The sequence below is a fragment of the Pseudomonadota bacterium genome (assembly GCA_040752895.1).
GTDB lineage: Bacteria > Pseudomonadota > Alphaproteobacteria.
In genome coordinates this window covers 15,982-41,019 of the sequence record JBFMHN010000002.1, presented here as the reverse complement: position 1 = coordinate 41,019, position 25,038 = coordinate 15,982, and the positions used below count along the sequence as shown (strand labels likewise).

General features: G+C 65.4%; 24 protein-coding genes. 8 read left to right on the top strand and 16 right to left on the bottom strand.

The genetic code is table 11. From position 1 onward, the window contains the following. Window positions 1–19: 19 nt before the first annotated feature. Window positions 20–1,321, top strand: coding sequence for a phosphoribosylamine--glycine ligase (gene purD, locus AB1781_03950; protein MEW5703725.1), 1,302 nt, complete (start codon window positions 20–22; stop codon window positions 1,319–1,321). On the opposite strand, the gene AB1781_03945 is transcribed toward purD, so the two are convergent. The 3 genes from AB1781_03945 to AB1781_03935 form a co-directional block, all read right to left on the bottom strand. Then, the gene (locus AB1781_03945) at window positions 1,318–1,731 is read right to left on the bottom strand and encodes a globin family protein (GenBank protein MEW5703724.1); all 414 of its coding nucleotides are present in this window, start codon (window positions 1,729–1,731) and stop codon (window positions 1,318–1,320) included. The two genes, purD and AB1781_03945, sit on opposite strands and share 4 nt — an antisense overlap. A 115-nt stretch (window positions 1,732–1,846) precedes the next feature. Beyond that, window positions 1,847–2,263 carry a globin domain-containing protein gene (locus AB1781_03940; protein MEW5703723.1) on the bottom strand — a complete coding sequence of 139 codons (417 nt, stop codon included), beginning with the start codon at window positions 2,261–2,263 and terminating at the stop codon, window positions 1,847–1,849. Then, a complete protein-coding gene (locus tag AB1781_03935; protein ID MEW5703722.1) occupies window positions 2,260–2,751 on the bottom strand; it encodes a nucleoside deaminase in 492 nt (163 codons plus the stop codon). Before AB1781_03935 ends, AB1781_03940 begins: the two co-directional genes overlap by 4 nt. An 86-nt stretch (window positions 2,752–2,837) precedes the next feature. Here AB1781_03935 and AB1781_03930 point away from each other — a divergent pair, with 86 nt between their 5' ends. From AB1781_03930 to rsmD, 3 genes are read left to right on the top strand one after another with little or no spacing between them, the layout of a single operon-like run. Next, window positions 2,838–3,554 carry a gamma-glutamyl-gamma-aminobutyrate hydrolase family protein gene (locus AB1781_03930; GenBank protein ID MEW5703721.1) on the top strand — a complete coding sequence of 239 codons (717 nt, stop codon included), beginning with the start codon at window positions 2,838–2,840 and terminating at the stop codon, window positions 3,552–3,554. Beyond that, complete coding sequence (locus AB1781_03925; protein ID MEW5703720.1) at window positions 3,551–4,303, top strand: pseudouridine synthase; 753 nt, start codon at window positions 3,551–3,553, stop codon at window positions 4,301–4,303. Before AB1781_03930 ends, AB1781_03925 begins: the two co-directional genes overlap by 4 nt. After that, window positions 4,300–4,899 carry a 16S rRNA (guanine(966)-N(2))-methyltransferase RsmD gene (rsmD, locus tag AB1781_03920; protein ID MEW5703719.1) on the top strand — a complete coding sequence of 200 codons (600 nt, stop codon included), beginning with the start codon at window positions 4,300–4,302 and terminating at the stop codon, window positions 4,897–4,899. Before AB1781_03925 ends, rsmD begins: the two co-directional genes overlap by 4 nt. On the opposite strand, the gene AB1781_03915 is transcribed toward rsmD, so the two are convergent. From AB1781_03915 to AB1781_03870, 10 genes are all read right to left on the bottom strand, one after another. Continuing rightward, complete coding sequence (locus AB1781_03915; protein MEW5703718.1) at window positions 4,884–5,192, bottom strand: hypothetical protein; 309 nt, start codon at window positions 5,190–5,192, stop codon at window positions 4,884–4,886. The two genes, rsmD and AB1781_03915, sit on opposite strands and share 16 nt — an antisense overlap. Before the next feature lie 10 nt (window positions 5,193–5,202). Next, entirely contained in the window at window positions 5,203–6,978 is a 1,776-nt protein-coding gene (gene mutL / locus AB1781_03910) for a DNA mismatch repair endonuclease MutL (GenBank protein ID MEW5703717.1), read from the bottom strand. Continuing rightward, window positions 6,975–8,264, bottom strand: coding sequence for a glucose-6-phosphate isomerase (locus tag AB1781_03905; protein ID MEW5703716.1), 1,290 nt, complete (start codon window positions 8,262–8,264; stop codon window positions 6,975–6,977). The genes mutL and AB1781_03905 overlap by 4 nt, the downstream gene beginning before the upstream one ends. 79 nt (window positions 8,265–8,343) lie before the next feature. Then, window positions 8,344–9,702, bottom strand: coding sequence for a pitrilysin family protein (locus tag AB1781_03900; GenBank protein ID MEW5703715.1), 1,359 nt, complete (start codon window positions 9,700–9,702; stop codon window positions 8,344–8,346). Continuing rightward, complete coding sequence (locus AB1781_03895) at window positions 9,699–11,072, bottom strand: pitrilysin family protein (GenBank protein MEW5703714.1); 1,374 nt, start codon at window positions 11,070–11,072, stop codon at window positions 9,699–9,701. The genes AB1781_03900 and AB1781_03895 overlap by 4 nt, the downstream gene beginning before the upstream one ends. Window positions 11,073–11,112: 40 nt before the next feature. After that, window positions 11,113–11,673, bottom strand: a complete 561-nt coding sequence (locus AB1781_03890) for a DUF3035 domain-containing protein (GenBank protein ID MEW5703713.1) — start codon at window positions 11,671–11,673, stop codon at window positions 11,113–11,115. A 29-nt stretch (window positions 11,674–11,702) separates the two neighbouring features. After that, entirely contained in the window at window positions 11,703–12,176 is a 474-nt protein-coding gene (gene lspA / locus AB1781_03885) for a signal peptidase II (protein ID MEW5703712.1), read from the bottom strand. After that, the gene (gene ileS / locus AB1781_03880; GenBank protein MEW5703711.1) at window positions 12,173–14,989 is read right to left on the bottom strand and encodes an isoleucine--tRNA ligase; all 2,817 of its coding nucleotides are present in this window, start codon (window positions 14,987–14,989) and stop codon (window positions 12,173–12,175) included. Before ileS ends, lspA begins: the two co-directional genes overlap by 4 nt. Before the next feature lie 12 nt (window positions 14,990–15,001). After that, window positions 15,002–15,946, bottom strand: a complete 945-nt coding sequence (locus tag AB1781_03875; protein ID MEW5703710.1) for a bifunctional riboflavin kinase/FAD synthetase — start codon at window positions 15,944–15,946, stop codon at window positions 15,002–15,004. 12 nt (window positions 15,947–15,958) lie between these two features. Beyond that, window positions 15,959–16,408 carry a MaoC family dehydratase gene (locus tag AB1781_03870; GenBank protein MEW5703709.1) on the bottom strand — a complete coding sequence of 150 codons (450 nt, stop codon included), beginning with the start codon at window positions 16,406–16,408 and terminating at the stop codon, window positions 15,959–15,961. A gap of 182 nt (window positions 16,409–16,590) precedes the next feature. On the opposite strand from AB1781_03870, the gene AB1781_03865 reads away from it, so the two are divergent. Together AB1781_03865 and AB1781_03860 are read left to right on the top strand one after the other, a co-directional pair. Continuing rightward, a complete protein-coding gene (locus tag AB1781_03865) occupies window positions 16,591–16,836 on the top strand; it encodes a hypothetical protein (protein MEW5703708.1) in 246 nt (81 codons plus the stop codon). A 146-nt stretch (window positions 16,837–16,982) separates the two neighbouring features. Next, window positions 16,983–18,023, top strand: coding sequence for an aromatic ring-hydroxylating dioxygenase subunit alpha (locus AB1781_03860; GenBank protein MEW5703707.1), 1,041 nt, complete (start codon window positions 16,983–16,985; stop codon window positions 18,021–18,023). On the opposite strand, the gene AB1781_03855 is transcribed toward AB1781_03860, so the two are convergent. Together AB1781_03855 and AB1781_03850 are read right to left on the bottom strand one after the other, a co-directional pair. Next, a complete protein-coding gene (locus tag AB1781_03855) occupies window positions 18,020–19,525 on the bottom strand; it encodes a Ppx/GppA family phosphatase (protein MEW5703706.1) in 1,506 nt (501 codons plus the stop codon). The genes AB1781_03860 and AB1781_03855 overlap by 4 nt on opposite strands. Window positions 19,526–19,528: 3 nt before the next feature. After that, window positions 19,529–21,688, bottom strand: a complete 2,160-nt coding sequence (locus AB1781_03850; GenBank protein ID MEW5703705.1) for an RNA degradosome polyphosphate kinase — start codon at window positions 21,686–21,688, stop codon at window positions 19,529–19,531. Window positions 21,689–21,891: 203 nt separating this feature from the next. Between AB1781_03850 and AB1781_03845 the strand changes: the two genes are divergently transcribed. Beyond that, window positions 21,892–22,746 carry a DUF547 domain-containing protein gene (locus tag AB1781_03845; protein ID MEW5703704.1) on the top strand — a complete coding sequence of 285 codons (855 nt, stop codon included), beginning with the start codon at window positions 21,892–21,894 and terminating at the stop codon, window positions 22,744–22,746. A gap of 4 nt (window positions 22,747–22,750) precedes the next feature. Here the strand turns inward: AB1781_03845 and AB1781_03840 are convergent, their stop codons facing one another. Beyond that, entirely contained in the window at window positions 22,751–23,395 is a 645-nt protein-coding gene (locus AB1781_03840) for a phosphoribosyltransferase (protein MEW5703703.1), read from the bottom strand. Between the two features lie 115 nt (window positions 23,396–23,510). Between AB1781_03840 and AB1781_03835 the strand changes: the two genes are divergently transcribed. Further along, on the top strand, window positions 23,511–24,980 hold the full coding sequence (locus tag AB1781_03835; GenBank protein MEW5703702.1) for an FGGY family carbohydrate kinase: 1,470 nt from the start codon (window positions 23,511–23,513) through the stop codon (window positions 24,978–24,980). Window positions 24,981–25,038: the final 58 nt, after the last annotated feature.

Below are 25,038 nucleotides of genomic sequence, written 5' to 3'. Positions count from 1 at the left end.
GGCCAAGAGGCAGGAAAAAATGACCAAGACACCAGCGCTTCCAGGCCGCGTCCTTCTCATAGGCGGCGGCGGCCGCGAACACGCCCTTGCTCGGGCGCTGGTGGCGTCGGAATTGTGCGGCGCCCTCTATTGCGCGCCGGGTAACGCCGGCATCGCCGAGCTTGCGAACTGCGTGCCGATCGCAGTGGAGGACGTGGCGGGCCTCGTCCGGTTTGCGGAGAAGGAACGGATCGCCTTCGTCGTCGTCGGGCCGGAAACCCCCCTCGTGCTGGGTCTGGTGGACGCGATGGAAGCGGCGGGCATTCCCACCTTCGGGCCCAGCCGGAAAGCCGCCGCCCTCGAAGGCTCGAAAGGCTTCATGAAGGATATCTGCGTGAAGCACGGGATCCCGACGGCGGCTTACGCGCGGTTCACGGAAGCCGGCCCCGCCAAGGCCTATCTGCGCACCCAAAAAATCCCGGTCGTCGTCAAGGCGGACGGGCTTGCGGCCGGCAAGGGGGTGACCGTCGCCCACAGCCTCGCCGAAGCCGAGGCGGCGATCGAAGAAGCGCTGCTCGGCGGGCGTTTCGGCGCGGCCGGACGCGAGATCGTCGTCGAGGAATTCCTCGAAGGCGAGGAGGCGAGCTTCTTCGCGCTGGTCGACGGCGCGCACGTCCTGCCGCTGGCCGCCGCCCAGGACCACAAGGCGGTGGGCGATGGCGACACCGGCCCCAACACTGGCGGCATGGGCGCCTACTCGCCGGCGCCGGTCGTCACCGACGCCATTGCCGCCGAGATCGAGAAACGCATCCTCTTGCCCGCCGTCCGCGGCATGGCCGAGGAGGGATGTCCCTTCCGCGGCGTTCTCTTTGCCGGCGTCATGATCGGATCGGCCGGCGTCACGCTGCTTGAATTCAACATCCGGTTCGGCGACCCGGAATGCCAAGTGCTGATGGCGCGGCTCGATTCGGACCTGCTCGCCGCCCTTGTCGCCGCCTATCAGGGGCGGCTCGATGAAGTCCGCTTACGCTGGCGGAAGGAAGCCGCCCTTTGCGTCGTGCTGGCCGCGCAGGGCTATCCGGACGCCTATAAGCGGGGAACCGAAATTCGCGGGCTTGCCGCCGCGGCGGCGCTGCCCGGCGTCGTCGTCCACCACGCCGGCACGCGGGCGGAGGGCGGCCGCGTGCTTGCCGATGGCGGGCGCGTGCTTGGCGTCACCGCCCTCGGCGAGACGATCGCAGACGCCCAAGCCCGGGCTTACGAGGCGGTGGGCCGGATCGATTGGCCGGACGGCTTCTGCCGCCGGGATATCGGCTGGCGCGCCATCGGCAAGCAGACTTAAGCCGCCTTCGCCGCCGCTTCCTTCATCATCGAGGCGAGCAGCACGTAAACCGCCGTCCAGGCTTGCCGCGCTTGCGGCGTAAAGGCATCTCCAAGACCCTTTTCGAGCGTCCACAGAAGGGCCTGGCCGACGGTGTCGTAATCCTTCGCCTTCACGCCGTAGCTGGCGTGGCGCGTGCCAAGCTGGCGGACGGCGGAGCCGAGTTTGTCGGGGCTGCCAAGCCCGTTCACCGCCAGGGAGATCATCGCCATCAGCTTGCGCCCCTGTTCCTTCATGTCGCCCTTAAACAGGGGGCGCAAGGTAGGGTCTATCTCGAAGAGACGGCCATAGAACATCGCCGCCGCGTCTTCGGCGATCGGGCTTACTTTGTGGAACGTGGTTTGGACGAGTCGAACTTCTTCCGGTGACATTTTTTGCTCCTATCCTTTCCGGACAACGGCGCCTGGATTGTCGGTCGGGAGCGTTTAAGAAAAACTGAAGAGCGAAGACCGAGACATCCTTGAAAAGGATAAAAAACGGCCTTTTTCAGCGGACGACGTCGGCGGCGGCCTCTTTCATGAAGCCGGCGATTTCGATATAGGCCTGCCGCCAGGCCGCGAGCGTTTCCGGCGAGCCGTCGGCGCCGAGTTCGCGTTCCAGCGTCTCCAGCAGCGCCTCCCCGAAGGTGTCGTAATCCTTCGCTGTCACGTGGAAGCGGACGTGCTGGAAAGCCAGATTCTCGATGGCGGGCAGAATGGCATAGAGGTCCTCGCCCGCCCGCGTCAGCATGCGGAGCATCGCCATCAGCTTTCGCCCCTGTTCCCGCATGTCGCCCTTGAAGAGGGCGCGCAAACTCGGGTCGCGCGCAAAAAGCCGCTGGTAGAAGGCGTCCGCCACCGGATCCGCCCGCGCAAACAGCTTCGCAAAGCTTGCCTGGACGCGCTTCGCCTGCTCGGGCGTCATGGGCGTGTCCGTTGCGGCGCTGTCTTTTCGTTGCGGCGTTCGGCGAAGAAGGTCTTGAGCAGCGCCTTGCAGCACGCCTCGTCGATGCCGCCGAAAGTTTCCGGCCGGTGGTGGCAGGTGGGCTGGTCGAAGATGCGGGGCCCGTGATCGACGCCGCCGCCCTTCGGGTCGTAGGCGCCGAAATAAAGCCGCCGGATTCGCGCGAAGGAAATCGCCGCCGCGCACATCGGGCAGGGTTCGAGCGTGACGTAAAGGTCGCAGGTGCCGAGCCGGGGGCTACCGAGCTTCCTAGCCGCCGCGCGCAGGCAAAGCATTTCGGCATGCGCGGTAGGGTCGGCAAGGGCTTCCGTTTCGTTCCCGAAGGCGGCGACGATCTTCCCCGTCCGGCCATCGACGAGGACGGCGCCGACCGGGACCTCGCCCCGCAGGCCGGCCGCCTCGGCTTCTTTTTCCGCCGCGGTCAGGAAAGGGGATGGCTTTCTAAGCATGGGGCGAGAGTGAAGAGGGGGCGGGCCCCCGTCAAGTGGCGGCGGACGAGTTGCCGTAAGCCCCGTCGGCGTCCTACAGTCCGGCCATGCACGCACCCGTCATCGGCTTGACGCTCGACCGGGAGGGCCCGGGCGGTTATTCGAAGCTTCCCTGGTACGCCCTGCGCGAGAATTACGTCCGCGTGTTGGTCGAGCGGGGCGCCCTTCCCCTGCTGCTGCCGGACGAGCCGGACCTGGCGGAAGCCTATCTCGAGCGGATCGACGGCCTGGTCGTCACCGGCGGCGATTTCGACATCGACCCGACCCATTTCGGGGTGAAGGAGCGGCACGCGAGCGTCACCACGAAGGACCGGCGAACCGCCTTCGAGCTTGCCATCACGCGAGCGGCGCACCGGCGGAATTTGCCGATCCTCGGCATCTGCGGCGGCCAGCAGCTTCTGAACGTGGCGCTCGGCGGGACGCTCGTCCAGCACATCCCGGACGAAGTGAAAAATGCCCTTGCCCACGAACAGCCCAACCCGAGGAACGAACCCGGCCACGCCGTCGCGGTCGCGGAAGGCTCGCTTCTGCACCGCATCACGGGCGCGCGCACCCTCGCCGTCAACAGCGCCCACCACCAGGCGGTCAAAACGGTGGCCGGCGCCGTGGTGGTTGACGCGGTGGCGCCCGACGGCGTCATCGAAGGGATCGAGGACCCAAGCCGCCGCTTCTGCCTCGGCGTCCAATGGCACCCGGAATATCTGGTGAGCGAGGGAGACGCGAAAATCTTCGCCGCCTTCGTCGCCGCCGCCGAAGGCGCATGAAGGCGAAGGAAACGCGCGTTGGCGGCGAACGGCTTGCGAAACGGATCGCGCGCGCCGGCCTCTGTTCGCGGCGCGAAGCGGAACGCTGGATCCTTGCCGGTCGCGTTGCCATCGAGGGCAAGGTGGTGGAAACGCCCGCGGTCAATGTCACGCGCCACACCCGCATCGCGGTGGACGGCAAGCCGCTTCCGGGCGCCGATCGTCCGCGGCTTTGGCTTTACCATAAGCCGAAGGGGCTGGTGACGACGCACCGCGACCCGCAGGGCCGGGCAACCGTTTTTGGCCATCTGCCGGCCGTGCTTCCCCGCCTCGTTTCGGTGGGCAGGCTCGATCTCAACTCGGAAGGCCTGCTTCTGCTCACCAACGACGGCAGGCTGGCGCGCAAGCTCGAACACCCTGCGCAAGGTTTCCAGCGGCGCTACCGGGTTCGCGCCTTCGGCCAAGTGACGCCTTCCGCCCTCGCCGGTCTGGCCAAGGGCATACACGTGAAGGGCATCCGCTATGGACCGATCGCGGCGGGCATCGAAAAGGTGCAGGGGGCGAACGTGTGGCTTGCCGTCTCGCTGGCCGAGGGGAAAAACCGCGAAGTCCGCAAGGTGCTTGAGCATCTCGGCCTTACGGTGAATCGTCTTATCCGCATCGCCTATGGGCCGTTCGCACTCGGCCGTCTCGCCAGGGGCGAGGTGCGCGAGGTGCCGCCGCGGCTTGTTGCGGCTCTCTTGAGCGAAGGCGCGGAGAAAGGCGGATGACGCTTCGGATCGTTGCCGGGAAGCACCGTGGGCGAAGGCTTGAGGGACCGAAGGACCGGCGCATCCGGCCCACCGCCCTGCGGGTGCGCGAGGCGATCTTCGATTGGCTTGCCCACCGCCGTCCTTCGCAAGAGGGTGATCCGTTTCCCGCCGGCGAGCGCGTTCTCGACGCCTTCGCCGGCAGTGGCGCCATGGGTTTCGAGGCTCTCTCCCGCGGGGCTGCCTTCGTCACCTTCCTGGAAACCGACGCCAAGGCGGTCGCGATTCTTCAGAAGAACGCGGCAAGCCTGGGCGAGGAAGCCCGCGTCGCGATTCTGCGGCGGGATGCCAGGAGGCCCGGCCACCTTTCGGCGCCGGTCGGGCTTGCGATCCTCGACCCGCCCTATGGGCAAGACTTGGGTGGGCCTTCGCTCGCCGCACTTCGGCGGGAAGGCTGGCTTCGCCAAGGTGCTGTCGTCGTCCTCGAGACCGGCGCCAGGGAGCTTTGTCTTTTGCCGGAAGGCTTCCGCCTCCTCGACGAGCGCCGCTACGGGGAGGCGAAGGCCCTTTTTCTGGGGCACGAAATGGCGGAAACCCCGGTTCAGGCGCCGTACTGATCGGTGTCGTCGAAGGGCGTTTCCGGCGGTGGGTTTTCGTCGGATTCCATCGGTTCGGGCTCGGGCTCGGCCAGCGGCGCACCCGCCCAAAAGTAGTCCCGGAGACAGGGAAGCCACCACGGCAAGGTGGCGACAACGACCAGCATAAGCGTCGTCGCCCGGATGGGAACGAGCAGGAGATCGATGACGAGAAGTGCTATCGCGCCAAGGGCTATCAGTTCGATCGGCGTCCGCGACTTGAAAAAATTGCGCACGCCGTCAACCAGGTGGTTGGATTCGTCGGGTGTTTTCATGTCTTCTTTCCTAGCGCCTTCCGAACAGGCGTTCAATATCTTGTAATTTCAACTCAACGTAGGTCGGGCGGCCATGGTTGCATTGACCGGCGTGCGGCGTTTTTTCCATCTGGCGCAGAAGGTGGTTCATTTCCTCCGCCGTCAGCCGCCTTCCCGCCCGGACGCTGCCGTGGCACGCCATCGTCGCCGCGACGCGGTCGAGGCTTTCGCGCAGGCTCAAGCCCGCCTCGAACTCCTCAAGATCGTCGGTCAGGTCGTGGATCAGCCCTTGCGGGTTCACCAGGCCCAGCATAGCCGGGATTTCGCGAAGCACGACGGCGCCGGGTCCGAAGGATTCGACGACAAGGCCAAACTCGGCCAACTCCTCGGCGCGATCGAGAAGGGGTTGAACCTTTTCCTCCGGCAGTTCGACGACTTCGGGAATAAGAAGGATTTGCCGTTCGATTCCCTTGCCGCTTAGACCTGCCCGCATGCGCTCCAGCACGATCCGCTCGTGGGCGGCGTGCTGGTCCACGATCACGATGCCGTCGGCGGTCTGGGCGAGGATGTAAGTCGCGTGCACTTGGGCGCGGGCCGCGCCCAGGGGATGGGCGGCAGGCTCGGGCTCGGCCGATTCCGCGTCCGGCGTTCGCGCCGATGGTGTAGCCGTCCCCGGCAGGGAGGCGTGGTAGGCGGGGGCCGCCTCGCGCAGTCCCCGTTCCCGCCCAGCGCCGTTCGCGAAGGAAAGGGCAGGCTCGGCCCGGAAGGCGCCAAGGGCGGACGCCGCCACCGACGACGACGCCCGGTGCCCGGCCTCGTGGAGGGCGTGGCGGAAGGCGCCGATGAGCAACCCGCGCACGAGGCCGGCGTCCCGGAACCGCACCTCCGCCTTCGTTGGGTGCACGTTCACGTCCACAAGCTCGGGCGCGAGTTCAAGGAAAAGGGCAAGCACGGGGTGGCGGTCGCGCGCCAGCACGTCGCGGTAGGCGGTGCGAACCGCGCCGTGAAAAAGCGGGTCGCGCACCGGCCGGCCGTTCACGAAGAAGAACTGCATCCGCGCATTGGCGCGGTTGAACGTCGGCAGGCCGATGTGGCCGCCAAGCCCGATTCCCTCGCGCTCGGCCCGGATGGGCAGCGCGTTTTCCGCGAACGCGCGGCTTACGCATTGGATCAGGCGGTCGAGCCTGGCGTCGAAAAGCGTGCCCTGGACCGATTCAAGCTGCAACAGCGTGCGTTCGCCGTCGGAAAAGTGGAACGTGATCTCGGGGTGTGCCATCGCCAGCCGCCGGACGGCGTCAACGGCGTGCTGAAGCTCGGTCCTCGGCGCCTTCAGGAATTTGAGACGGGCGGGGGTGGCGAAGAAAAGGTCATGCAGCTCGACACGCGTGCCCGGCGGATGGGCGGCCGGCGCGACCGCGCCTTTCCTTCCTCCTTCGAGGCGAATCGCATGGGCCATGGCGGCGGCGGGTGGCCGGCTGGTGATCGTAAGCCGGCCGACGGCGCCGATCGAGGGGAGCGCCTCGCCCCGGAAGCCGAGCGTGGCGATATTTTGCAGGCTGTCGTCGTCCAGTTTCGAAGTCGCGTGCCGCTCGACGGCAAGGGCAAGCTCCTCGGCCGTCATGCCGCCGCCATCGTCCGTCACGCGAATGAGGCTGCGGCCGCCGTTCGTCATGACGACCTCGATCCGGCGCGCGCCGGCGTCGATCGCGTTTTCGACCAGTTCCTTGACGACGGAAGCCGGCCGTTCAATCACCTCGCCGGCGGCGATTCGATTGACGGTGGTTTCGGGAAGCCTGCGGATCGTCATGGCGCGCCGTCCGCAAGGTATTCGCGGGCCAGCCGCTTGCTCTCTTCGACCGCCGGCTGGGTAAACGCGTCCACCCCGAAAAGATCGGCGGCGAGGATGGTTTCCAGCATGAAATGCATGAGCAGCGCGCCGACCACCGCCTCGGTCGGCGCCTCGATCCGCAAGACGCGCACCGGCCTGCCATGACGGGCAAGGCTTTCGGCGGTGGCCCGGCCTTCCGCTTCGAGCAGGTCCCCCATGTGCCGGCCGGCGAGCCAGCGAAGGTCGGGATCCGCCGCAAGTGCGGGCGGGATTTCCGGCCCCTGGCCCACCGTGTTGGCGAACAAAAGGGTGAAGAACTTGTCTTTCGGCCCGTTGAGATAAAGCTGCAGCTGGCTGTGCTGGTCCACCGTGCCGAGGGCCTGGATCGGGGTGGTGCCGCGGCCTTGCTTGCCGAGGCTTTCCGCCCACAACTGCCGGACCCAGAGGCCGAAGCCGTCGAGGCGGTCGAGGTAGGGCATGAAGACGGTCTGGCTGAGATGCCGGGTTTCGGCGAGGGCCACGTGCAGGGCGGCCCCGATCGCGGGCTCGGCGGCGGCGGGGTTATTCGCCGCCAGCGTCGCATCGAGGACGCGCCCCGCCCCTTCGCGCACGCCGCGCGGATCGAGGCCGGCGATCATGGCGGGCAGCAGGCCGACCAGCGACAACACGGAAAAACGGCCGCCGATTTTCGGGTCGTGGTCGAGGCAGGGAATTGCCCACCGCGCCGCCAGGTGACGGAGCGCGTTCTCGCCGGGCTCGGCGATGACCGTAAAGCGCTCCGGGACGGCTTTCTCATCGAGGTGTTGGCGGACCCAATCGAGCGCGGTCAGAAACTGGGTGAGCGTCTCGGCCGTGCCGCCGGATTTCGAGACGACTAGGAACCCGGTTTTCCTTGGGTCGGCGTTGCGGAAGAGGTTCTCGAAGGACCACGGGTCCACGTTGTCGAAGAAGAGAAGACGGGGCTTTCTTTCCGACGGCGCCAGGGCGGCGAGCGCGCGGGCGCCCAGGCTCGACCCGCCGGTGCCGAGAAGGACGACGCGGTCGAACCGTTCCCGGTGTTGCCGGGCGAGAGGCTCCAGCCGGACGAGATCGTCACGGGCGTCGGGAAGCTTGAGAAGGGGCAGCGTTTCCTCGGCCCGGTGCTTGCGCAGACGCGCCAGTCCGGAAGCCGTCCGCGCCAGCCACTTCTCGAACGCCTCTTCCCGCAGCCCGCCTTCGCCAATTGCCGTGTCGAAGCAGGTTTCGATGACGTGCCGATAGAGCATTTCGGGCGTGTCCGGGGGGGTGTTTGTTCCGGCAAGACTAGCAGAAGGTCCGCCGGGCGAACAGGGGCGGCGGCCCGAACTATTCGGCCGCGCCGGGTGCGGCGAGGCCTTTCGGGCTTCCGACGACGACGACGGCAAGCGCATCGGGGTTCAGAAGCCGTTTGGCGAGACGGCGGAGGTCGTCCGCGGAAACCGCCGCGATGTATGCGTTGCGGCGTTCGAAGTAATCGATTCCAAGGTGATATTTCTGAATGGCGAGAAGGACCGAGGCGATCCGCCCGGTGCTGTCGAGGGAAAGGGGAAAGGCGCCCGTGATGTAGGTCTTGGCGTCTTCCAGTTCTTCTTTCGTGACGGGCGTTTCCGCCATGCGCTTCCACTCGGCGCGGAGGAGATCGAGGCTCTCCTTGACCCGATCGTTGCGGGTGGCGAGCTGGCCCACCCATAAGCCAGCCCGATCAAGGGGATAGAGATAGGTGGAAACCGCATAGGCAAGCCCGCGCGCGCCGCGAATTTCCTTCGCCAGGCGGGATTGCAGCCCGCCGCCGCCGAGGATGTGGTTGAGAACCTGGGCGGCGTAGTAATCCGGGTCGTCCCGCTTCACGCCGGCCTGGCCGAAGACGACGACGCTTTGCGGGATCGGTTTTTCGATCACGGTTTCCGCACCCTCGCCCTTCGCTTTCGTTTCGGGGATGGGCGTCGCTTCCGGGCGATGGGCGGGAAGGGCTCCGAAGGTGCGGTCCAGCAAAGGCGCAAGCTCCGCCGCCGTGATGTCGCCGGCGACCCCGATGATCAAATTGTCGCGGGCGAGATTGCGGCCAACGAAGGCGCGCAGGTCCTTCGCGACGACGGCTTCCACGCTTGCCGCGGTTCCCTGCTGCGGCTTTCCGTAGGGGTGGTCGGGAAAGACGGTGCGCAGCCAGGCGCGCTGGGCGGTGGCGTCCGGGTCGTCCAGACGCGCGGCGATCGTCGTAAGGACCTGGTTGCGGATGCGCGCGACGGCGTCTTGATCGAAGCGCGGCTCGGAGAGGGCGAGGCGGAAAAGGTCGAACGCCGCCACGTGGTTTTCCCGGAGCGTCTTCAGGCTTCCGAGAAAATCGTCAAGGTTGGCGTCGAAGCTTAGGGAGATAGCTTGTTTTTCGAGGGCTTCGCGGAAGGCCTGCGAATCCATCGGCCCGGCGCCTTCGTCCAAGAGGCCGGAGACGAGATAGGCGAGCCCTTCCTTGCCCGCCGGGTCCCCGGCGCTGCCGCTTTCCCGAAAGGCGATCTCGACGGCGATGACGGGAACGGAAGCGTCCCGCGCGAGCCAGGCCTCGATCCCGCCCGGGCTTACGACGCGTTCGATAGCAAGCGCCGAAGCCGCCGAGGGAAGGAAAAAAAGAAGGCAGGCAAGCGCGCCGGCGTGGACGGCCAGGCGCCGCAATCGGTCACCCAGGCTCATGGCGTTCCCCCGGGTTTCTTTGGCAGCAAAAATCCGGTCACCGAGCGCTTGCGGTCGAAAACGTCGGCCGCCGCCGCCCGCACGTCCCCTGCCGTCACTTTCCCGATACGCGCCGGCCAGCTTTCGACATCCTCGATCGTCAGGCCCGAAGCCAAAGCGGCGCCGAGCACTTGGGCCCCGGTATCAAGCCCGTCGCGGGCGTAGATCGCCGCCGCCTGCAGTCGGCGAACGGCGTCTCCGGCTTCGGTCTCCGTGACGCCGTCGCGCGCGAGGTTTTCGATTTCGGCGTCCACCGCCGCCTCGACCTTTTCGACGGCCACGCCGGGCGCCGGGACGACCTGGATCGAGAACGCCGCCGGTCCCCGCGCCACCGGGTCGTAATGGGCGGCGGCTGTGGCGGCGATCTTTTGATCGACGACAAGCCCCCGGTAGAGACGGCTGGTGCCGCCACCGCCGAGAATTTCCGCCAGCACCTGGAGGGCCTCGGCCTCTCCCGCCTTGGCCGTTCGCTGGTTCGGGGCCAAGTAGCGGCGGAGGAAAAGGGGCTGGCGGATTTCGGTCGAGTGCAGCACGACGCGGCGCGTCACGTCCTCGGTCAGGGGGGGTTCGGTCGGGATGGCGCGGGTCCCGATCTCGCGGGCCGGAATCGCGCCGTAGATCTTCTCCGCCAGCGGGCGAAGCGTCTTTGCCGTCACGTCGCCGGCGACCACCAGAATCGCGTTGTTCGGCGCGTAGTGGCGCCGGTAGAAACGCAGCGCGTCCTCCGTCGTCAGGCTTGCGATCTCGTGCGCCCAGCCGATGATCGGCTTCCGGTAGGGGTGGTTGCGGTAAAGCATCGCCTCCACTTCCAGGGAAAGCATGGCGCTCGGGTCGTTTTCGAATCGCATCCGGCGTTCTTCCAGTACGACGTCGCGTTCGGGAAGCACGATCGCGTCGGTCAGGGCCAGGTTCACCATCCGGTCCGCTTCCATCCGCATGACGCGTTCGAGCCGGTCGCTGGCGATCGTCTGGTAGTAGGCGGTGAAATCCTGCGCCGTGAAGGCGTTGTCATGGCCGCCGTGGCGGGCGACGATCTGCGAGAACTCGCCGGGCTTGAGCGTTTTCGTGCCCTTGAACATCAAGTGTTCGAGGAAATGCGCAAGGCCGGATTTCCCCGGCGCCTCGTCGATCGCGCCGACCTTGTACCAGACCATGTGCGTCACGGCGGGTATGCGCGGGTTCGGAACGACGACGACCTGCAGGCCGTTTTCCAGCGTGAAGCTTTCCGGGTTGAAGACGCCGGCCTGGAGAGGGGCGGGAAGAAGAAGGCAAAAAAAAGCGAAAGCGCCGGCAAGGCGCGCGGTCGAACGAAAGAAAAGGGCATGCCGCATATCGGAAGGGGCAAACCATCGAGCTGGCCGGATGGCCCGCTTACTCGTACCCGAAGGTTTCGTCGTCTTTGGGGGTTTCCGTGTCGGGGGCGGTGGGCGCCGGCTGGTCGTGGATCCGCCGGTATTCCTCACCCGGGTTGAGCGTTTCGTCCGTCGACGTGTCCTCCGCGCCCATGAACAGCAGCTTCTCGGTGAGCGAGCGGTCTTCCGGGGCGATCGCCGTCGCTTCGTCGTTCAGAATGCGACGGATGCCAGGTTCGGCCCGGTTGGCGCCGGCCCGCGTGAGAAGGGCGCGTTCGCCGATCGTCCAGTTGGCGGCGCTGACGTCTTCCGATCGGTAAAGTCCGGTATCCTTGATGCCGAAGACGGCCTGGCGGGCGCTCTCTGTCGGTTCGGTCCGGCTGGGCCGTTCGGCGCCCGGCCGTGGCGGCTGGAGGCCGTAGTCCGGCGGCAGACTCAAGGGCGGTTGGTTCATGACTTGGAATTCGTCCGGCAGCTTGCTTTTCGTACCGGAAACCAGGTCATCGGCGATCTCGCACCCGGCCACCATGGGCGCCAAGCCGAGCAAAAAGGTCGCGAGAAGGATACGAAATCGGAGCACGGGCACGCGTCTCTGTCCAGTTCGCCTTCTTATGTAGGCAATTTCCTGCGCTCCAGCAAGGCGTCGATCAAAATCAGCCCCACACCCACGGTGATCGCGGCATCGGCCAGGTTGAAAGCGGGCCAGTGGTAGCCAAAAGCATGGAAATCCAGGAAATCCAGAACGGCGCCATAACGCATCCGGTCAACCGCGTTGGCAAACGCGCCGCCGATGACGAGGCCCAACCCCCAACCGATCCAGGGCCTTCGCGTGCGGCCCAGCCAGACGATGAAGAAAAAGGCGGCGCTGAAGGCAAGGAAGATCAGGGTCATCGGCGCAAGCGCGTTCTCGCCGCCCAGAATCCCGAAGCTGATGCCGCGGTTCCAGACGCGCACGAGGCTAAGGAAGGGGGTGAGCGGCTGGAAAGCCTCCGGCCCGGCCAGCGCGTGTTTCAGCAGCCACCACTTGATCGCCTGATCGAGAACGGTAACGGTGGTTGCGATCCATAGGCCGAGACGCATCATGTTTGTTTCGCCTTTCCTTCGTCTGCGAGTTCCCGCACGACCCCGGCGCAGCGCCGGCAAAGGTCGTCGTGATCCGGCAAGGTTCCAACCTCCGGCAAGACCTTCCAGCAGCGTTCGCATTTTTTGCCCGGCGCCGGCTCCACGCGAACCGTTCCCGTTTCCTCGGTCGCTGTTGTTATTTTTGCCCCAGAGGTTATGAAAATTTCCGCAGGTTCCACGTTCTTAAAAGCATCGGCCTGGCTCTTCTCCACGAAGACCGTGAGGACGGCCTGCAAGGAAGACCCGATCGTTTTTTTCTCGCGGTGCGCTTCCAGTTCCTTTGTAACGGCGCTTCGGACACGAAGGATTTTTTCCCACTTCGCGGCGAGCGCGTCGTCCCGCCAGCTTTCCGGCACGTCCGGGAAAAGGCGGAGATGCACGCTTTCGTTCGCATCCGGGAAGCGGGCGAGCCAGGCCTCCTCCGCCGTGAAGCAAAGGACCGGCGCCAGCCACGCCGTCAGGCAATGAAAGAGATCGTCCATCACCGTCCGTGCGGCGCGCCGGGGCAGGCTTGTTTTCCCGTCGCAGTAGACGGCGTCCTTGCGGACATCGAAATAGAAAGCGGAAAGCTCGATCGTGCAGAAATTGTGGAGCGCCAGCACGATGGACGTGTAGTCGTAATCGGCCGCGCGTTTCCGGATTTCCCGGGAAAGTTCCCATAGGCGGTGACGTGCCCAGCGCTCGAGTTCCGGCATGTCCGCCGTTTCGACCCGCTCGGCCGCATCGAAATCCTTGAGGCTTCCCAACAGGTAGCGAAGCGTGTTGCGGAAACGCCGGTACATGTCGGCCGCGTGCTTCAGAATCTCCGGCCCGATCTTCAGGTCTTCCGTGTAGTCCGAGGTGCCGACCCAAAGCCGGAGGATGTCGGCCCCGAAAGCCTTCACGACCTCCTGGGGGGCGACGACGTTGCCTAAGGATTTCGACATCTTGTGGCCGTCCTCGCCAAGGACGAAGCCGTGCGTCAGGACGGCCTCGAAAGGTGCTCGCCCGCGCGTCCCGCAGGATTCGAGAAGCGAGGACTGGAACCAGCCGCGGTGCTGATCGGACCCTTCGAGGTAAAGCGCGGCGGGCGAGGCAAGGTCCTGGCGCGCCTCGAGCACGAAGGCGTGGGTCGCTCCGCTCTCGAACCAGACATCGAGGATTTCGTGCACGGCCTCGTACGCTTCCACCGGGTAATCGTTGCCCAGGAAACGCTCCGGCGGACTGGTGAACCAAACGTCCGACCCTTCCTCGGCGATCGCCCGGACGGTGCGCTCCAGCACCTTCGCGTCGCGCAAGGGTTCGCCGGTTTTCCGGTTCACGAAGACGGCGATCGGGATGCCCCAGGCGCGCTGGCGCGAGATGCACCAGTCGGGCCGCTCGGAAACCATGGCGAACATGCGGTTGCGCGCCTGCTTCGGAATCCAGCGCGTCGCCTCGACGGCTGCCAGGGCCTTCTCGCGCAGAGTTTCGCCGCGCGCGTCCGGCCGATCCATGGCGATGAACCATTGCGGCGTCGCCCGGAAGATGAGCGGCGCCTTCGACCGCCAGGAATGGGGATAGGCATGCGTCGTCTTGCCGGCCCACAGCAGCGCGCCGGATTGCGTGAGCGCTTCGACGACCTTGGGGTCCACTTTAAAGACGTGGCGGCCTTTGAAAAGCGGCACGTGATCGTAATAAGTGCCGTCGTCCGCAACGGTGTCCGGCACCTCGAGGCCATAGCGCCGGCCAAGCTCGAAGTCTTCCATCCCGTGGCCCGGCGCGGTGTGCACGAAGCCGGTGCCCTGCTCGACCGTCACATGGTCGCCGGGCAGCAGCGGCACCTCGAAATCGTAACCCTGGCCGAACAGGGGGTGGCGCAGGGAAACCTCGCCCAGTTCCTTCCCCTGGAGGCGTGCGAGGACCCGGTGGTCGGTGACGCCGACATCGGCAAGGGCGGAGTCGAGAAGTGCTTCCGCGATGAGAAGTTTCTCGGCTTTCCGCGCGAGGCTTTTCTCGGACACGCCCGTCACCTCGATCAGCGCGTAGGCGATCGCCTCGCCATAGGCGACGGCGCGGTTGCCGGGAATCGTCCAGGGCGTTGTCGTCCAGATGACGATGGCGGCGTCTTCCAGCGCCTTGACCGACGCCTTCGCGATCGGGAATCGCACGTAGATCTGCGTGGACGTGTGGTCGTGGTATTCGACTTCGGCTTCCGCCAGCGCCGTTTTCTCGACGACCGACCAGAGGACCGGCTTCTTGCCCTTGTAAAGCCCGCCGTTGAGGAGGAACCGGCCCAGCTCTTCGACGATCTTCGCCTCGGCGTCCTTGGTGATCGTCGTGTAAGGGCGCTCCCAGTCGCCAAGCACGCCCAGGCGCTTGAACTCGTCGCGCTGGACGTCGATCCAGTGCAGGGCGAATTCGCGGCATTCCTGGCGAAAGGCAATGAGGGGGACGGCGTCCTTGTCCTTGCCCGCGGCGCGGTACTTCTCCTCGATCTTCCATTCGATGGGAAGCCCGTGGCAGTCCCAGCCGGGGACGTAGCGGGCGTCCTTGCCCTGCATCTGGGCGAAGCGGTTGACAATATCCTTCAGGATCTTGTTGAGGGCGTGCCCGATATGGAGATGCCCGTTCGCGTAAGGCGGCCCGTCGTGGAGGATAAACGGCTCGCGCCCGTCCGCCGTCTCCCGCAGGCGCCGGTAAAGGCCCGTTTCCTCCCAACGCTTCAGCAGATCCGGCTCGCGCTCGGGAAGGCTCGCCCGCATCGGGAAAGGGGTGTCGGGAAGAAAGACGGTATCCTTATAGCGGTTCGCCATGCACCAGCGTTCCTACGCGGGATCGTCGGCCGCCGCAAGAACTTCGCGGGCGCGCTTGGCGTCTTCTTCCATCTGCCGCCGCAGGTGATCGCCGTCCTCGAAGGTCGCGTCCTCGCGCAGGAATTCGATCATCTGCACCCGGAGATGCTTGCCGTAAAGATCGGGGGCGGCGTCGAAGAAGTGGACTTCAAGCAGAAGGTTCCCGGCGCCGAAGGTGGGCCTGGTCCCAAGATAGGCCACCCCCTTCCGCCAGACCGTGGCGAGGCCTGCGTCCACCCCGGCGCGGACGGCGTAGATGCCCGCCTTCGGGTGAAGGTGGTCGCCAAGCGCCAGATTCGCCGTCGGAAAGCCGAGCCCGCGGCCGCGTCCGGCCCCTTCCTCGACGCGGCCCTCGATTTCCCACGGCCGCCCGAGCAGCCGCGCCGCCTTCGCCGGCTCCCCCTTCCACAAATACTCGCGGATCGCCGTCGAGGCATAGATCGCTTCCCCGGACCGCACCGGGCTTACCGCCGTGAAGGCGAAGCCGAACCGTTCCGCCAGCGCCTGCAGAAGCGTCGCATCGCCTTTACGTTCCCGGCCGAAGCGGAAGTTGTAGCCGGTCACGACATGGGCGACCTTAAGGTCGCCCACCAGCGTGCGGCGGACGAAGGTTTCCGCGGACTGGGAGGCAAACGCCTTGTCGAAATGCTGAACGATGAGAAAATCGATGCCGCAGCGCTCGATCGCCCGCGTTTTGTCGCGCAGCGAGGTGAGCCGGAAGGGCGGCGCTTCGGGCGCGAAGAAGCTGCGCGGGTGGGGCTCGAAGGTCAGCACGGCCGTGGCGTGGCCGCGCGCCTGTTCACGCGTCTTCTCCAGCACTACCTGGTGCCCGCGGTGCATGCCGTCGAAATTGCCGAGGGCGACCGTCGCCCCGAGAACTTCCGCCGGAACGTCGGCCGTATGGCGAAGAATCCGCATCGGCTCCGGCTTCTAGGCGGCGTTGGTGGCGGCTTGGCTTTTGCGGTTCACCAGGACGAGCGCTTCGCCTTCGATGACGGGCGTATTCCCGACCAGGCAGATCGTCTCCAGGCGAACGCGTCTTTTTTCCGGGAGAATCTCCGTGATCGTGACCTGCGCCCGGACGGTATCCCCGACCTTCACCGGCGCTTTGAAATTAAGCGTCTGGCTGACGTAGATGCAGCCCGGGCCGGGCAGTTTGGTTCCGATCACCGTCGAGATGAAGCTCCCCGAAAGAAAGCCGTGTGCGATACGGTCTTTGAACACCGTCTTGCTGGCGAACTCCTGGTTTAAGTGAACCGGGTTCGTATCGCCGGAAATGCCGGCGAACAAGATGATGTCGGCGCTCGTGATCGTCTTCGCATAGGCTGCCGTCATGCCGACGGAAAGGTCTTCAAGGTAGTAGCCGTGGAATTCTTCCATGCGTTCTTCGTCCCTGTTGAGGCCTTCCCGCTCGGCCGGCCGGGTTATGATGCAGTGCAATATATCGGAGGCGCGGCGCGGCGGCAAGGAAGCCGCCGCCGGGATAGCGTCGGCCCGGCGCGGTTAACCGGCGGTTAAGTGAAGCGGGCGTATAGCATTGGGCGCGCTTGCGGAGGGGTTCCATGACCAAGATCAGTCGGCACCACGTGCCGAGATTGCCGCCAAGAATTCCAAAAGTCCGGGAATATGTCGAAATCACCCTGCACGACGGGAAGATTTTGAAGGGGCACGTCTTCATCGAGGCGACCATGCGCATTCAGGATTTGCTGAACGATCCGAACCAGTTCTTTCCCTTCCTGGACGAGGCCGAGCAGATGCACCTCATCAGCAAAACCGCCGTCGCCCATGTCCGCCCCTACGACGGCTAAGGCTTCAATCTTATAAGTCTTAAGTCGCGCCAGCCACGCCGCCGGTCTTTCGGGCCAATGCCGCCCTTGCCCTTTGGGAAAGGTGACGCGCCGGGTGAAAACGGGCAGACTTGCGGCCCGGGATCAAGGGGCGAGCCTTTCGGCGCATGACGGACCTTCTTCGCAATCTTTGGTACTTGGCGATGCCGGCGCGGTGTCTGCAGCGGGGTCGGGTGCATCCGAAGACGCTGCTCGGCGAGCCGATCCTTTTCGGGCGCGACGCCGAAGGGGCCGTCTTCGCGCTCCGCGACATCTGTCCCCATCGGGGCATTCCCTTGAGCGACGGCAGCTTCGATGGCCGCGAGGTCGTGTGCTGCTACCATGGCTGGCGGTTCGACACCGGCGGGCGCTGCACGGAAATCCCCTCCCTCGCCGAAGGGCAGAAGTTCAACCTCTCGCGTCTCGGCGTGCGCCGCTATCCCTGCCGCGAGGTGCAGGGGAATATCTGGATTTACATGGGCGACGGGAAAAAGGCCGAAGACGCGCTGCCGGAAGTGCCGCGCGTGCCGGGGATGGGCGAGGGCCGGCCCAAGGTGCAGATCGCGATGGATTTTGCCTGCCACATCGATCACGCCGTCATCGGCCTGATGGACCCGAGTCACGCGCCTTACGTCCATACCTCCTGGTGGTGGAAGTCGAAGAAGCGCCGCCGCCTGCGTCTCAAGGAAAAGCGCTACGAACCGGCGCCGATGGGGTTCCGCATGGCGCGCCATCCAAATCCCCAGGGCGGCTTCGTCTATCGCGTGCTTGGCAAGGACGTGACGACGGAGATCGCTTACGCGCTTCCCGGCGTCCGGATCGAGCACGTGCGCGGGGACCGGCACGCCGCGGTGAGTCTCACGGCGGTTACGCCCTTGACGGCTACCGAGACCGAAGTGCACCAGTGCCTTTACTGGACGATGCCGTGGCTAAGCCCTTTCACGCCGATCGTCCGGCGGTTGGCGAGAACCTTCTTGAAACAGGACCACGACGTTGTCGTGAAGCAGCAGCGGGGGTTGGCGTTCGATCCCGCGCTCGTGCTGATCGACGACGCGGACACCCAGGCGAAGTGGTACTACAAGCTCAAGCGCGAATACCTGGCGAGCGAGGCGGAGGGGAGGCCCTTCGTCAACCCGGTCGAGCCGCGGACGCTCCGCTGGCGAAGCTAGGTTTTCACGGTTGCCGGCCGCTTCGGCTGCTGCAGGGCCGCGGTCAGCGCCCGCAGGCTGTCTTCCGTTGCCACCCCGAAGAAGACTGGCGAATCGTTCGGCACCCAAAGGCGCGGCGCGTCATTCTCAAGGTAAAGGCGCGTGCGTTTGATGAGGTCTTTCGTGCCGCCGGAAAGCGTGTAGGCAAGCCGAAGTACCCGCCCGACCGCACGGGCACGCCAGATATCCTTCTCCTTCAACAGCCTTTGGATACCTTGGGTCGCTTCGTCGTTCATGCGGCCGCCATAGCGGTGATGGATGGTCAGCGCAAGGAAGGCGCGGGTTTCGTGGTCGGTACCGATGAACGGCATGCGCAGGATGCGGAAAAAGGCGTGTTCGGCCTGATAGGGTGTGTGTTCCATCCAGGCGATGTCGCTTACGTAACAAGCGGCGCGGCGCCGGCGCGCTTGCTTCTGGGTTTCCTCGGGAAAGATCGGCGTCATCCAGTCGAAGAGAGCTTCGGCGATGTCGAAGCGGCCGAACCGCGCCCCAAGATCCGCGCAGACGGCGATCAAGGAATCCACGTCCTTCAGGTCTTTCGCAAAATGCCGGAAGACATATCCTTCGCGAAGCCCGTAGCCGGAAAAGACAATTCCTTTCGGGGAGGTCGCCTCGATGAATTTGCCGAGCACATAAGCCGCGGGTGGCAAGACGTCCGCCCGCGCCTTCGGCACCGCGGCGATTTTTTCCAGCGCCGCGCCGCTTAAGGCGGCAAGCTGGCCGGTCATCTTCAGCATCTCGACGGGCGCCACCGTATAGCCGTGGATCACGTTCAAGGGGTAATGGGATTGGGCAAGATGCAGCTTGCCGATCGCGCGCCAGGAACCTCCGACGAGATAAAGATTGCGCCCTTTCATCTCGGCTAACCATGGCACGCTATCGAAGCTTTCCTGGACGATGCGCGTTATCTTTTTCTTGCTGCCCGCGTCAAGAAGACGCAACGGGCCGAGCGGCAGGGTGGCGCGCCCAGTCTGGTTACCCTGGCGAAGTGCGACGAGTTCGAGGCTGCCGCCGCCCAGATCCCCCACCACGCCGTCGGCGTCCGGGATGCCGGCCTGTACGCTTGCCGCCGACAGCGCCGCTTCCTCATCGCCGCTGAGTACGCGCAGCCGGATGCCGACGTTTTGTGCGACGGTGCGGACGAAGGCCATGCCGTCCGTTGCTTCGCGTACGGCGGCGGTGGCCAGCGCCACGGTCCGCTGCAATTTCATGGCTCGGCAAAGAGCAACTAGGCGAGCCAGGGTCGCCATCGCCAGTTTGACGCCAGTCGGGTTAAGCCGGCCTGTTTCGGCAAGCCCGCGCCCCAGGCTGCACAGGGCCTTTTCATTGAACATGAGGTAAGGAACGGCGCCGGAGCAGTCATAGACGACAAGGCGAATCGAATTCGAGCCGACGTCGATGACACCGACGCGACGTCGCTTCTGGTTTTTCCCGGCCAACGGCCGCGCCAGTTTCGCGGGCATGGCTCAGAGAGGTTTCCGAACGACCAGCTTGGGGCGTATTTTCGCGTTCTTGAGCGCACTGCCGCGGCCAGAAAGACTGGGATTCGTCATGAAATAGTTGTGTGCGCTGAAGGCGTCTTTCCCGGCCTGGACCCGTCGGTAGGTCCCGTCGGCGTTCAAGAACCAGCTTTGGGCCTCGTCCGCCAGGTTGGCGCCCATGATCTCGTCCAGAACTTGGGAATGCACGGTCGAATTCTCGATCGGCACCATAACCTCAAGCCGCCAGTCAAAGTTACGCGGCATCCAGTCGGCGGAAGAGATGAAAACCTTCGCGGCCGGCGAGGGCAACCCATGGCCGGCGCCAAAACAGGTGATACGGGAATGTTCCAGGAAACGTCCGACGATACTTTTCACTTGTATATTCTCCGACAAGCCCGAAACGTCCGGACGCAGACAGCAGATGCCGCGAACAACAAGCTTGATCGTAACACCGGCTTGAGAGGCCTGATAGAGCGCGTCAATTACCTCCGGATCGACGAGAGCGTTCATCTTTGCCCAGATCGCCGCTGGCCGTCCGGCCCTGGCGTGGGCGATCTCATCCCCAATCAGATCGAGAAGGCGTTCCCGCAGGTTGATCGGCGAGGCGACGATCTTTTCAAGGTGTTCCGGGGAGGCGTAGCCCGTCATGAAATTGAACAGGTTGGCGGCATCCCAGCAAAGCACGGTATCGCAGGTGAAGAAAGCAAGGTCCGTGTATATCTTGGCCGTTACCGGATGGTAGTTCCCGGTGCCAAAATGCGCATAGCTGCGCACTTCCGATCCCTCGCGACGGACGATGAGCGATATTTTCGAGTGTGTCTTTATGTCAATAAAACCATAGACGACCTGGACGTCGGCGCGCTCCAGGTCGCGCGCCCAGCGGATGTTCGCCTCCTCGTCGAAACGGGCCTTAAGCTCGACCAGCGCAGTCACCGACTTGCCGGCCTCGGCCGCCTCGATTAGGGCGCGAACGATGGGCGAATCCTCGCTGGTCCGGTAAAGCGTTTGTTTGATGGAGAGGACGTTCGGGTCGCGCGCTGCCTGGCGCAAGAACTGCACGACGACGTCAAAGCTTTCATACGGGTGGTGAACGATGATGTCTTTGTGGCGAATTGCGCTGAAGCAGTCTCCGTTGAAATCGCGTATGCGCTCTGGAAACCGCGCCGTGAACGGCAGGAACTTAAGGTCCGGCCGCTCGTCGGCGATGAGTTGGGCGATATCCGCTATGCCCAGAAGCGCCTCGGTCGGAATGACATCTTCCTTGGCGACGCCGATTTTTTTGATCACGAAGGTGTACGCGTCCTCCGGCATGTCCGTCTGAACGGTAAACCAGATGACGTTGCCGCGCCGCCGACGCTTGAGCGCAGATTCAAAAACGCGGACAAGGTCTTCCGCTTCTTCGTCAATTTCCATTTCGCTGTCGCGAATGATACGAAAAACGCCGAGGCCCGTTACCGTCAGCGCGGGGAAAAGATAATCAAGAAAAAGAACGACCAAGTCCTCGATGGCGATAAAACGGATTTCCTTGTTTCGAGCGGGCAGCCGGATGAAGCGATCGGTCTGTCGCGGCAAGGGTAGGAGCGCCGTCAGTGTCTTGGTCTTGCCGTTTTTTTCGCGTTTGAGCCGTAAGGCGAGCGTGAGGCTGAGATTGGGAAGGAACGGAAAGGGGTGCGCCGGATCGACGGCAAGCGGCGTGAGGATCGGAAAGATATGCTCCATGAAATAGGGCTTGAGCCACGCCCGTTCGTCCACCGTCAGTTCATCCGGCTTGATGACGGCAATGCCGTCCGCCCATAGCGCGTCCTTGAGGGTGCGCCAGATCGCGTCCTGCTTGCGAATGAGTCGGAGAACGCTTGCCCGAATGGCCTCCAGCTGCTGGGTCGGTGTCAACCCGTCCTGGCTTGGACTCGCGACGCCAGCCGCGACTTGGCCCTTGAGACCGGCGACACGCACCATATAGAACTCGTCGAGGTTGTTCGCCGAAATCGAAAGAAAACGCAACCGTTCGAGAAGGGGGTGGCGGGGGTTCACCGCTTCCTCCAGAACCCGTTCGTTGAAGGCAAGCCAGGAAAGCTCCCGGTTGATGAAGCGGGTCGGACCCCTCGCCTCAATCGCCTCGGTGCCCCCTATTCTTTTGTTGGTCATCTCTTCCATGGGGCTTTCCCTTGAAGACTTAAGGGGTGCGGCTTATGGTTTTTCAGGTGCCGGACAAAAAATAGACGGCCAATATGGCAAATCGGTTACGTCTCCATGGCGCGGTCCGGCTTTCTTCAACGGCTTGTAAAGCCGCTCGCCGCTTCCTTTGTAGTAGGCTTGCCGCACTAGAGAGGGATAAGGGGACAGCGCCCATGCATTCGCCGCGCCCGATTTTCTTGGTTCTGCTGTGGGCGGCGTTGTTGGCGCCGCCGGTGGCCGCCGCCGGTATCGGCGATTTTCTCTCGGCCCCGAAGGCGGAACCCTGGGCGCGCTGGGAGGTGGTGGACGCGGAATCGCGCGCACGCGTCGATCACGCGGCCTGGGGTCGCTTCCTCGAACGCTACGTCGTGGCGTCGGCGGACGGCGTTAACCGGGTCGCCTATGGCTCCGTCACGGCGGAGGCCCGCGCCCTTCTTGCCGGTTATCTCGACGCGTTGCAAAAAACCGCCGTCGGTCGGCTCAACCGGCACGAACAGTTCGCCTACTGGGTCAATTTCTACAACGCGCTTACCGTACGGGTGATCCTCGATCATTACCCGGTGGCCACCATCCGCGACATCGGCATCTCGCCCGGCTTTTTTGCGGTCGGGCCATGGGACGCGAAGCTCGTGACGGTGGAAGGGGTCGAACTTTCCCTGAACGACATCGAACACCGCATCCTGCGCCCCATCTGGCGGGACCCCCGCGTCCACTACGCCGTCAATTGCGCTGCCATCGGCTGCCCGAACCTCGACGCGCGGCCTTACGCGGCGGAAGGCATAGAGGAAAGACTCGAGGCGGCGGCCAGCGCCTATGTCAACCACCCGCGCGGGGCGCGCCTCGACGGGGGAAAGCTCGTCGTCTCCAGCATCTACGCCTGGTACGGCGAGGATTTCGGCGGCGCGGCCGGCGTGCTCCGGCATCTTCGCGCCTACGCCGCCCCGCCTTTACGGGAAGCGCTGGCGGGGGTGGCGGCCATTGCCGGCGATGACTACGACTGGTCCTTGAACGCGGCCAAGGCCTACTAGGATTTCAGGCGAAGGCTTCCGCCGCCCGCAAAAGGGCGACGACCTCGGCGTCCGCGGTCTGGCGGAAGTCCGCGTAGTAGAAGCCGACCGCGCCAAAATCGGGCGGCGCTTCCAGGCAAAGGGTGTCGTCCGCGTCTTGCGCCAGGCGTTCAAGGGTCTCGGGTGGCGCCACGGGAACGGCGAGGATGAGCCGCTTCGGGCCTTCCTTGCGGAGCACCCGGAGCGCCGCCCGCACGGTCGCCCCCGTCGCGATCCCGTCGTCGACGACGATCGCCGTCCGGCCGGTCGCCGGCGTCCGCTTCCGGCCGCCGCGGTAGCGCCGCTGCCGCTCGGCGATTTCCCGAAGAAGGTGTTGTTTGCCTTTTTCCAGATCGCTTGCGGAAAGGCCGAGCGCGGCGACGATCTCGGGGTTGGTGACGAGTTCGGGCGTTTCCCCCTCGACGACGGCGCCCAGGGCGAGTTCCGGCTGGTCCGGGGCGCCGAGCTTGCGCACGAGGACGACGTCGAGCGGCGCCTTCAGCGCCTTGGCGATCTCGAAGCCGACGACGACGCCGCCGCGCGGCAGGGCGAAGACGATTGGCTTTTCGCCGGCCAGGCGGCGAAGCCTGGCGGCAAGCTTTTTCCCGGCGTCCTTGCGATCGTCGAACATGCCGCGGCCTTACCGCGCTCCCGCGAATAAGAGGGGTTTTCCCGAGGCGGCGATGGTAGCGTTGGACCGGTTTGCGCCGCCAGCACCTAGATCATAGCGAAGGGCCGCCGGGATCATGGCTTCGACCGCTTCCACACCGCTTTACCTCGCGATCGACCAAGGCGGGCACGCCTCCCGCGCCATCGTCTTCGATTCGCAAGCGGGCGCGCAGGCGATGGCCGAGGCCCCGGTCGCCACCTTGCGTTCCGGCGACGACCGGGTGGAGCAGGACGCGGACGCCGTTGCCGCCTCCGTCCGCGAGGTGGCCGAACGGGTGTTGGCCAAGCTTGGCGGGTGGGCCGCGGCGGTTGCGGCCGGCGGCCTCGCCACCCAGCGCTCGAGCCTGGTTTGCTGGGACCGGCGGACGGGTGCGGCGCTCTCGCCCGTCCTTTCGTGGCAGGACCGGCGCGCCGCCAAGTGGCTGGCCGGCTTTGCGGGGGAGGCGGAGCGCGTCCACGCGCGGACCGGCCTCGTGCTGTCGGCCCATTACGGGGCGAGCAAGTTTCGCTGGTGCCTCGATCACCTGCCCGGCGTGCGCGAAGCCCTTGCGGAAGGCCGCCTGGCGCTTGGGCCGATGGCAAGCTTTCTGCTGTTTCGCCTGCTTGCCGAACGGCCCCATGTCGTAGATCCGGCGAACGCCTCGCGCACGCTCTTGTGGGATTTCCAGACTCGCGACTGGGCGGCGGACCTGCTCGACCTTTTCGGCGTGCCGCGGGTGGCGCTGCCGGCCTGCGTTCCCACCCGGCACGCCTTCGGCCATTTCGAGGCAGGCGCGTGGCGGATTCCCTTCCGGGTCATGACCGGCGATCAGGCGGCGGCCCTCTTCGCCGGTGGGGCGCCCGCGCCGCAGGACGCCTTCGCGAATATCGGGACCGGCGCCTTCGTCCAGCGCATTGTCGGCGACAAGCCGGTGCGGCTGCCCGGGCTTTTGAGCGGTGTCGTCCTGGAAGAGAACGGTCGTCCGCTCTATGTCGTCGAGGGCACCGTAAACGGTGCTGGCGTGGCGTTGGAAACGGTGGCGGGCGAACTCGGCCTGCGGCTCGCCGATGTTCTTCGGCAGGCGCCAGCCTGGCTGGCGGCGGCGACCCGCCCGCCGCTTTTCCTGAACGGGGTGTCGGGCCTCGGCTCGCCCTATTGGGTGCCGGATTTTCCCTCCCGCTTCGTGGGCGCGGGCGAAGCACCGGCACGGATCGTCGCCGTGCTGGAAAGCATCGTCTTCCTGCTGGCAGTGAACCTCGAAGCGCTTCGAGGTCTTTCGCCCATGCTCCGGTGCGTCCGGCTGACCGGCGGGCTTGCCGCGTTGGCCGGGCTGGCGCAGCGGCTGGCCGATGTAAGCGGGCTTGCCGTCGTCTGCCCCGAATTCCGCGAGGCGACGGCGCGCGGTCTTGCCTATCTTGTGGCCGGTTGTCCGGCCGCCTGGCCCGCGGCGGAAGCCAGAACCTTCGCGCCGCAGCCTGCGCCCGGCCTGCGCCGGCGCTACGCAAGCTGGCGGTGCGCGATGGAAGAAGCCTTGCCGCACGCGCCGCGCCCGACACCCACCCCTTGACGCGGACGCGCTTGACGCGGATGCCGACGCACGCCGCGCCACCTTGCGAGCACGGCGC

Excerpts from the sequence above, each read along its gene's own strand:
- purD (MEW5703725.1), top strand. The coding sequence starts at position 20 with ATGACCAAGACACCAGCGCTTCCAGGCCGCGTCCTTCTCATAGGCGGC.
- AB1781_03945 (MEW5703724.1), bottom strand. The coding sequence starts at position 1,731 with ATGTCACCGGAAGAAGTTCGACTCGTCCAAACCACGTTCCACAAAGTA.
- AB1781_03940 (MEW5703723.1), bottom strand. The coding sequence starts at position 2,263 with ATGACGCCCGAGCAGGCGAAGCGCGTCCAGGCAAGCTTTGCGAAGCTG.
- AB1781_03935 (MEW5703722.1), bottom strand. The coding sequence starts at position 2,751 with ATGCTTAGAAAGCCATCCCCTTTCCTGACCGCGGCGGAAAAAGAAGCC.
- AB1781_03930 (MEW5703721.1), top strand. The coding sequence starts at position 2,838 with ATGCACGCACCCGTCATCGGCTTGACGCTCGACCGGGAGGGCCCGGGC.
- AB1781_03925 (MEW5703720.1), top strand. The coding sequence starts at position 3,551 with ATGAAGGCGAAGGAAACGCGCGTTGGCGGCGAACGGCTTGCGAAACGG.
- rsmD (MEW5703719.1), top strand. The coding sequence starts at position 4,300 with ATGACGCTTCGGATCGTTGCCGGGAAGCACCGTGGGCGAAGGCTTGAG.
- AB1781_03915 (MEW5703718.1), bottom strand. The coding sequence starts at position 5,192 with ATGAAAACACCCGACGAATCCAACCACCTGGTTGACGGCGTGCGCAAT.
- mutL (MEW5703717.1), bottom strand. The coding sequence starts at position 6,978 with ATGACGATCCGCAGGCTTCCCGAAACCACCGTCAATCGAATCGCCGCC.
- AB1781_03905 (MEW5703716.1), bottom strand. The coding sequence starts at position 8,264 with ATGCTCTATCGGCACGTCATCGAAACCTGCTTCGACACGGCAATTGGC.
- AB1781_03900 (MEW5703715.1), bottom strand. The coding sequence starts at position 9,702 with ATGAGCCTGGGTGACCGATTGCGGCGCCTGGCCGTCCACGCCGGCGCG.
- AB1781_03895 (MEW5703714.1), bottom strand. The coding sequence starts at position 11,072 with ATGCGGCATGCCCTTTTCTTTCGTTCGACCGCGCGCCTTGCCGGCGCT.
- lspA (MEW5703712.1), bottom strand. The coding sequence starts at position 12,176 with ATGATGCGTCTCGGCCTATGGATCGCAACCACCGTTACCGTTCTCGAT.
- ileS (MEW5703711.1), bottom strand. The coding sequence starts at position 14,989 with ATGGCGAACCGCTATAAGGATACCGTCTTTCTTCCCGACACCCCTTTC.
- AB1781_03875 (MEW5703710.1), bottom strand. The coding sequence starts at position 15,946 with ATGCGGATTCTTCGCCATACGGCCGACGTTCCGGCGGAAGTTCTCGGG.
- AB1781_03870 (MEW5703709.1), bottom strand. The coding sequence starts at position 16,408 with ATGGAAGAATTCCACGGCTACTACCTTGAAGACCTTTCCGTCGGCATG.
- AB1781_03865 (MEW5703708.1), top strand. The coding sequence starts at position 16,591 with ATGACCAAGATCAGTCGGCACCACGTGCCGAGATTGCCGCCAAGAATT.
- AB1781_03860 (MEW5703707.1), top strand. The coding sequence starts at position 16,983 with ATGACGGACCTTCTTCGCAATCTTTGGTACTTGGCGATGCCGGCGCGG.
- AB1781_03855 (MEW5703706.1), bottom strand. The coding sequence starts at position 19,525 with ATGCCCGCGAAACTGGCGCGGCCGTTGGCCGGGAAAAACCAGAAGCGA.
- AB1781_03850 (MEW5703705.1), bottom strand. The coding sequence starts at position 21,688 with ATGACCAACAAAAGAATAGGGGGCACCGAGGCGATTGAGGCGAGGGGT.
- AB1781_03845 (MEW5703704.1), top strand. The coding sequence starts at position 21,892 with ATGCATTCGCCGCGCCCGATTTTCTTGGTTCTGCTGTGGGCGGCGTTG.
- AB1781_03840 (MEW5703703.1), bottom strand. The coding sequence starts at position 23,395 with ATGTTCGACGATCGCAAGGACGCCGGGAAAAAGCTTGCCGCCAGGCTT.
- AB1781_03835 (MEW5703702.1), top strand. The coding sequence starts at position 23,511 with ATGGCTTCGACCGCTTCCACACCGCTTTACCTCGCGATCGACCAAGGC.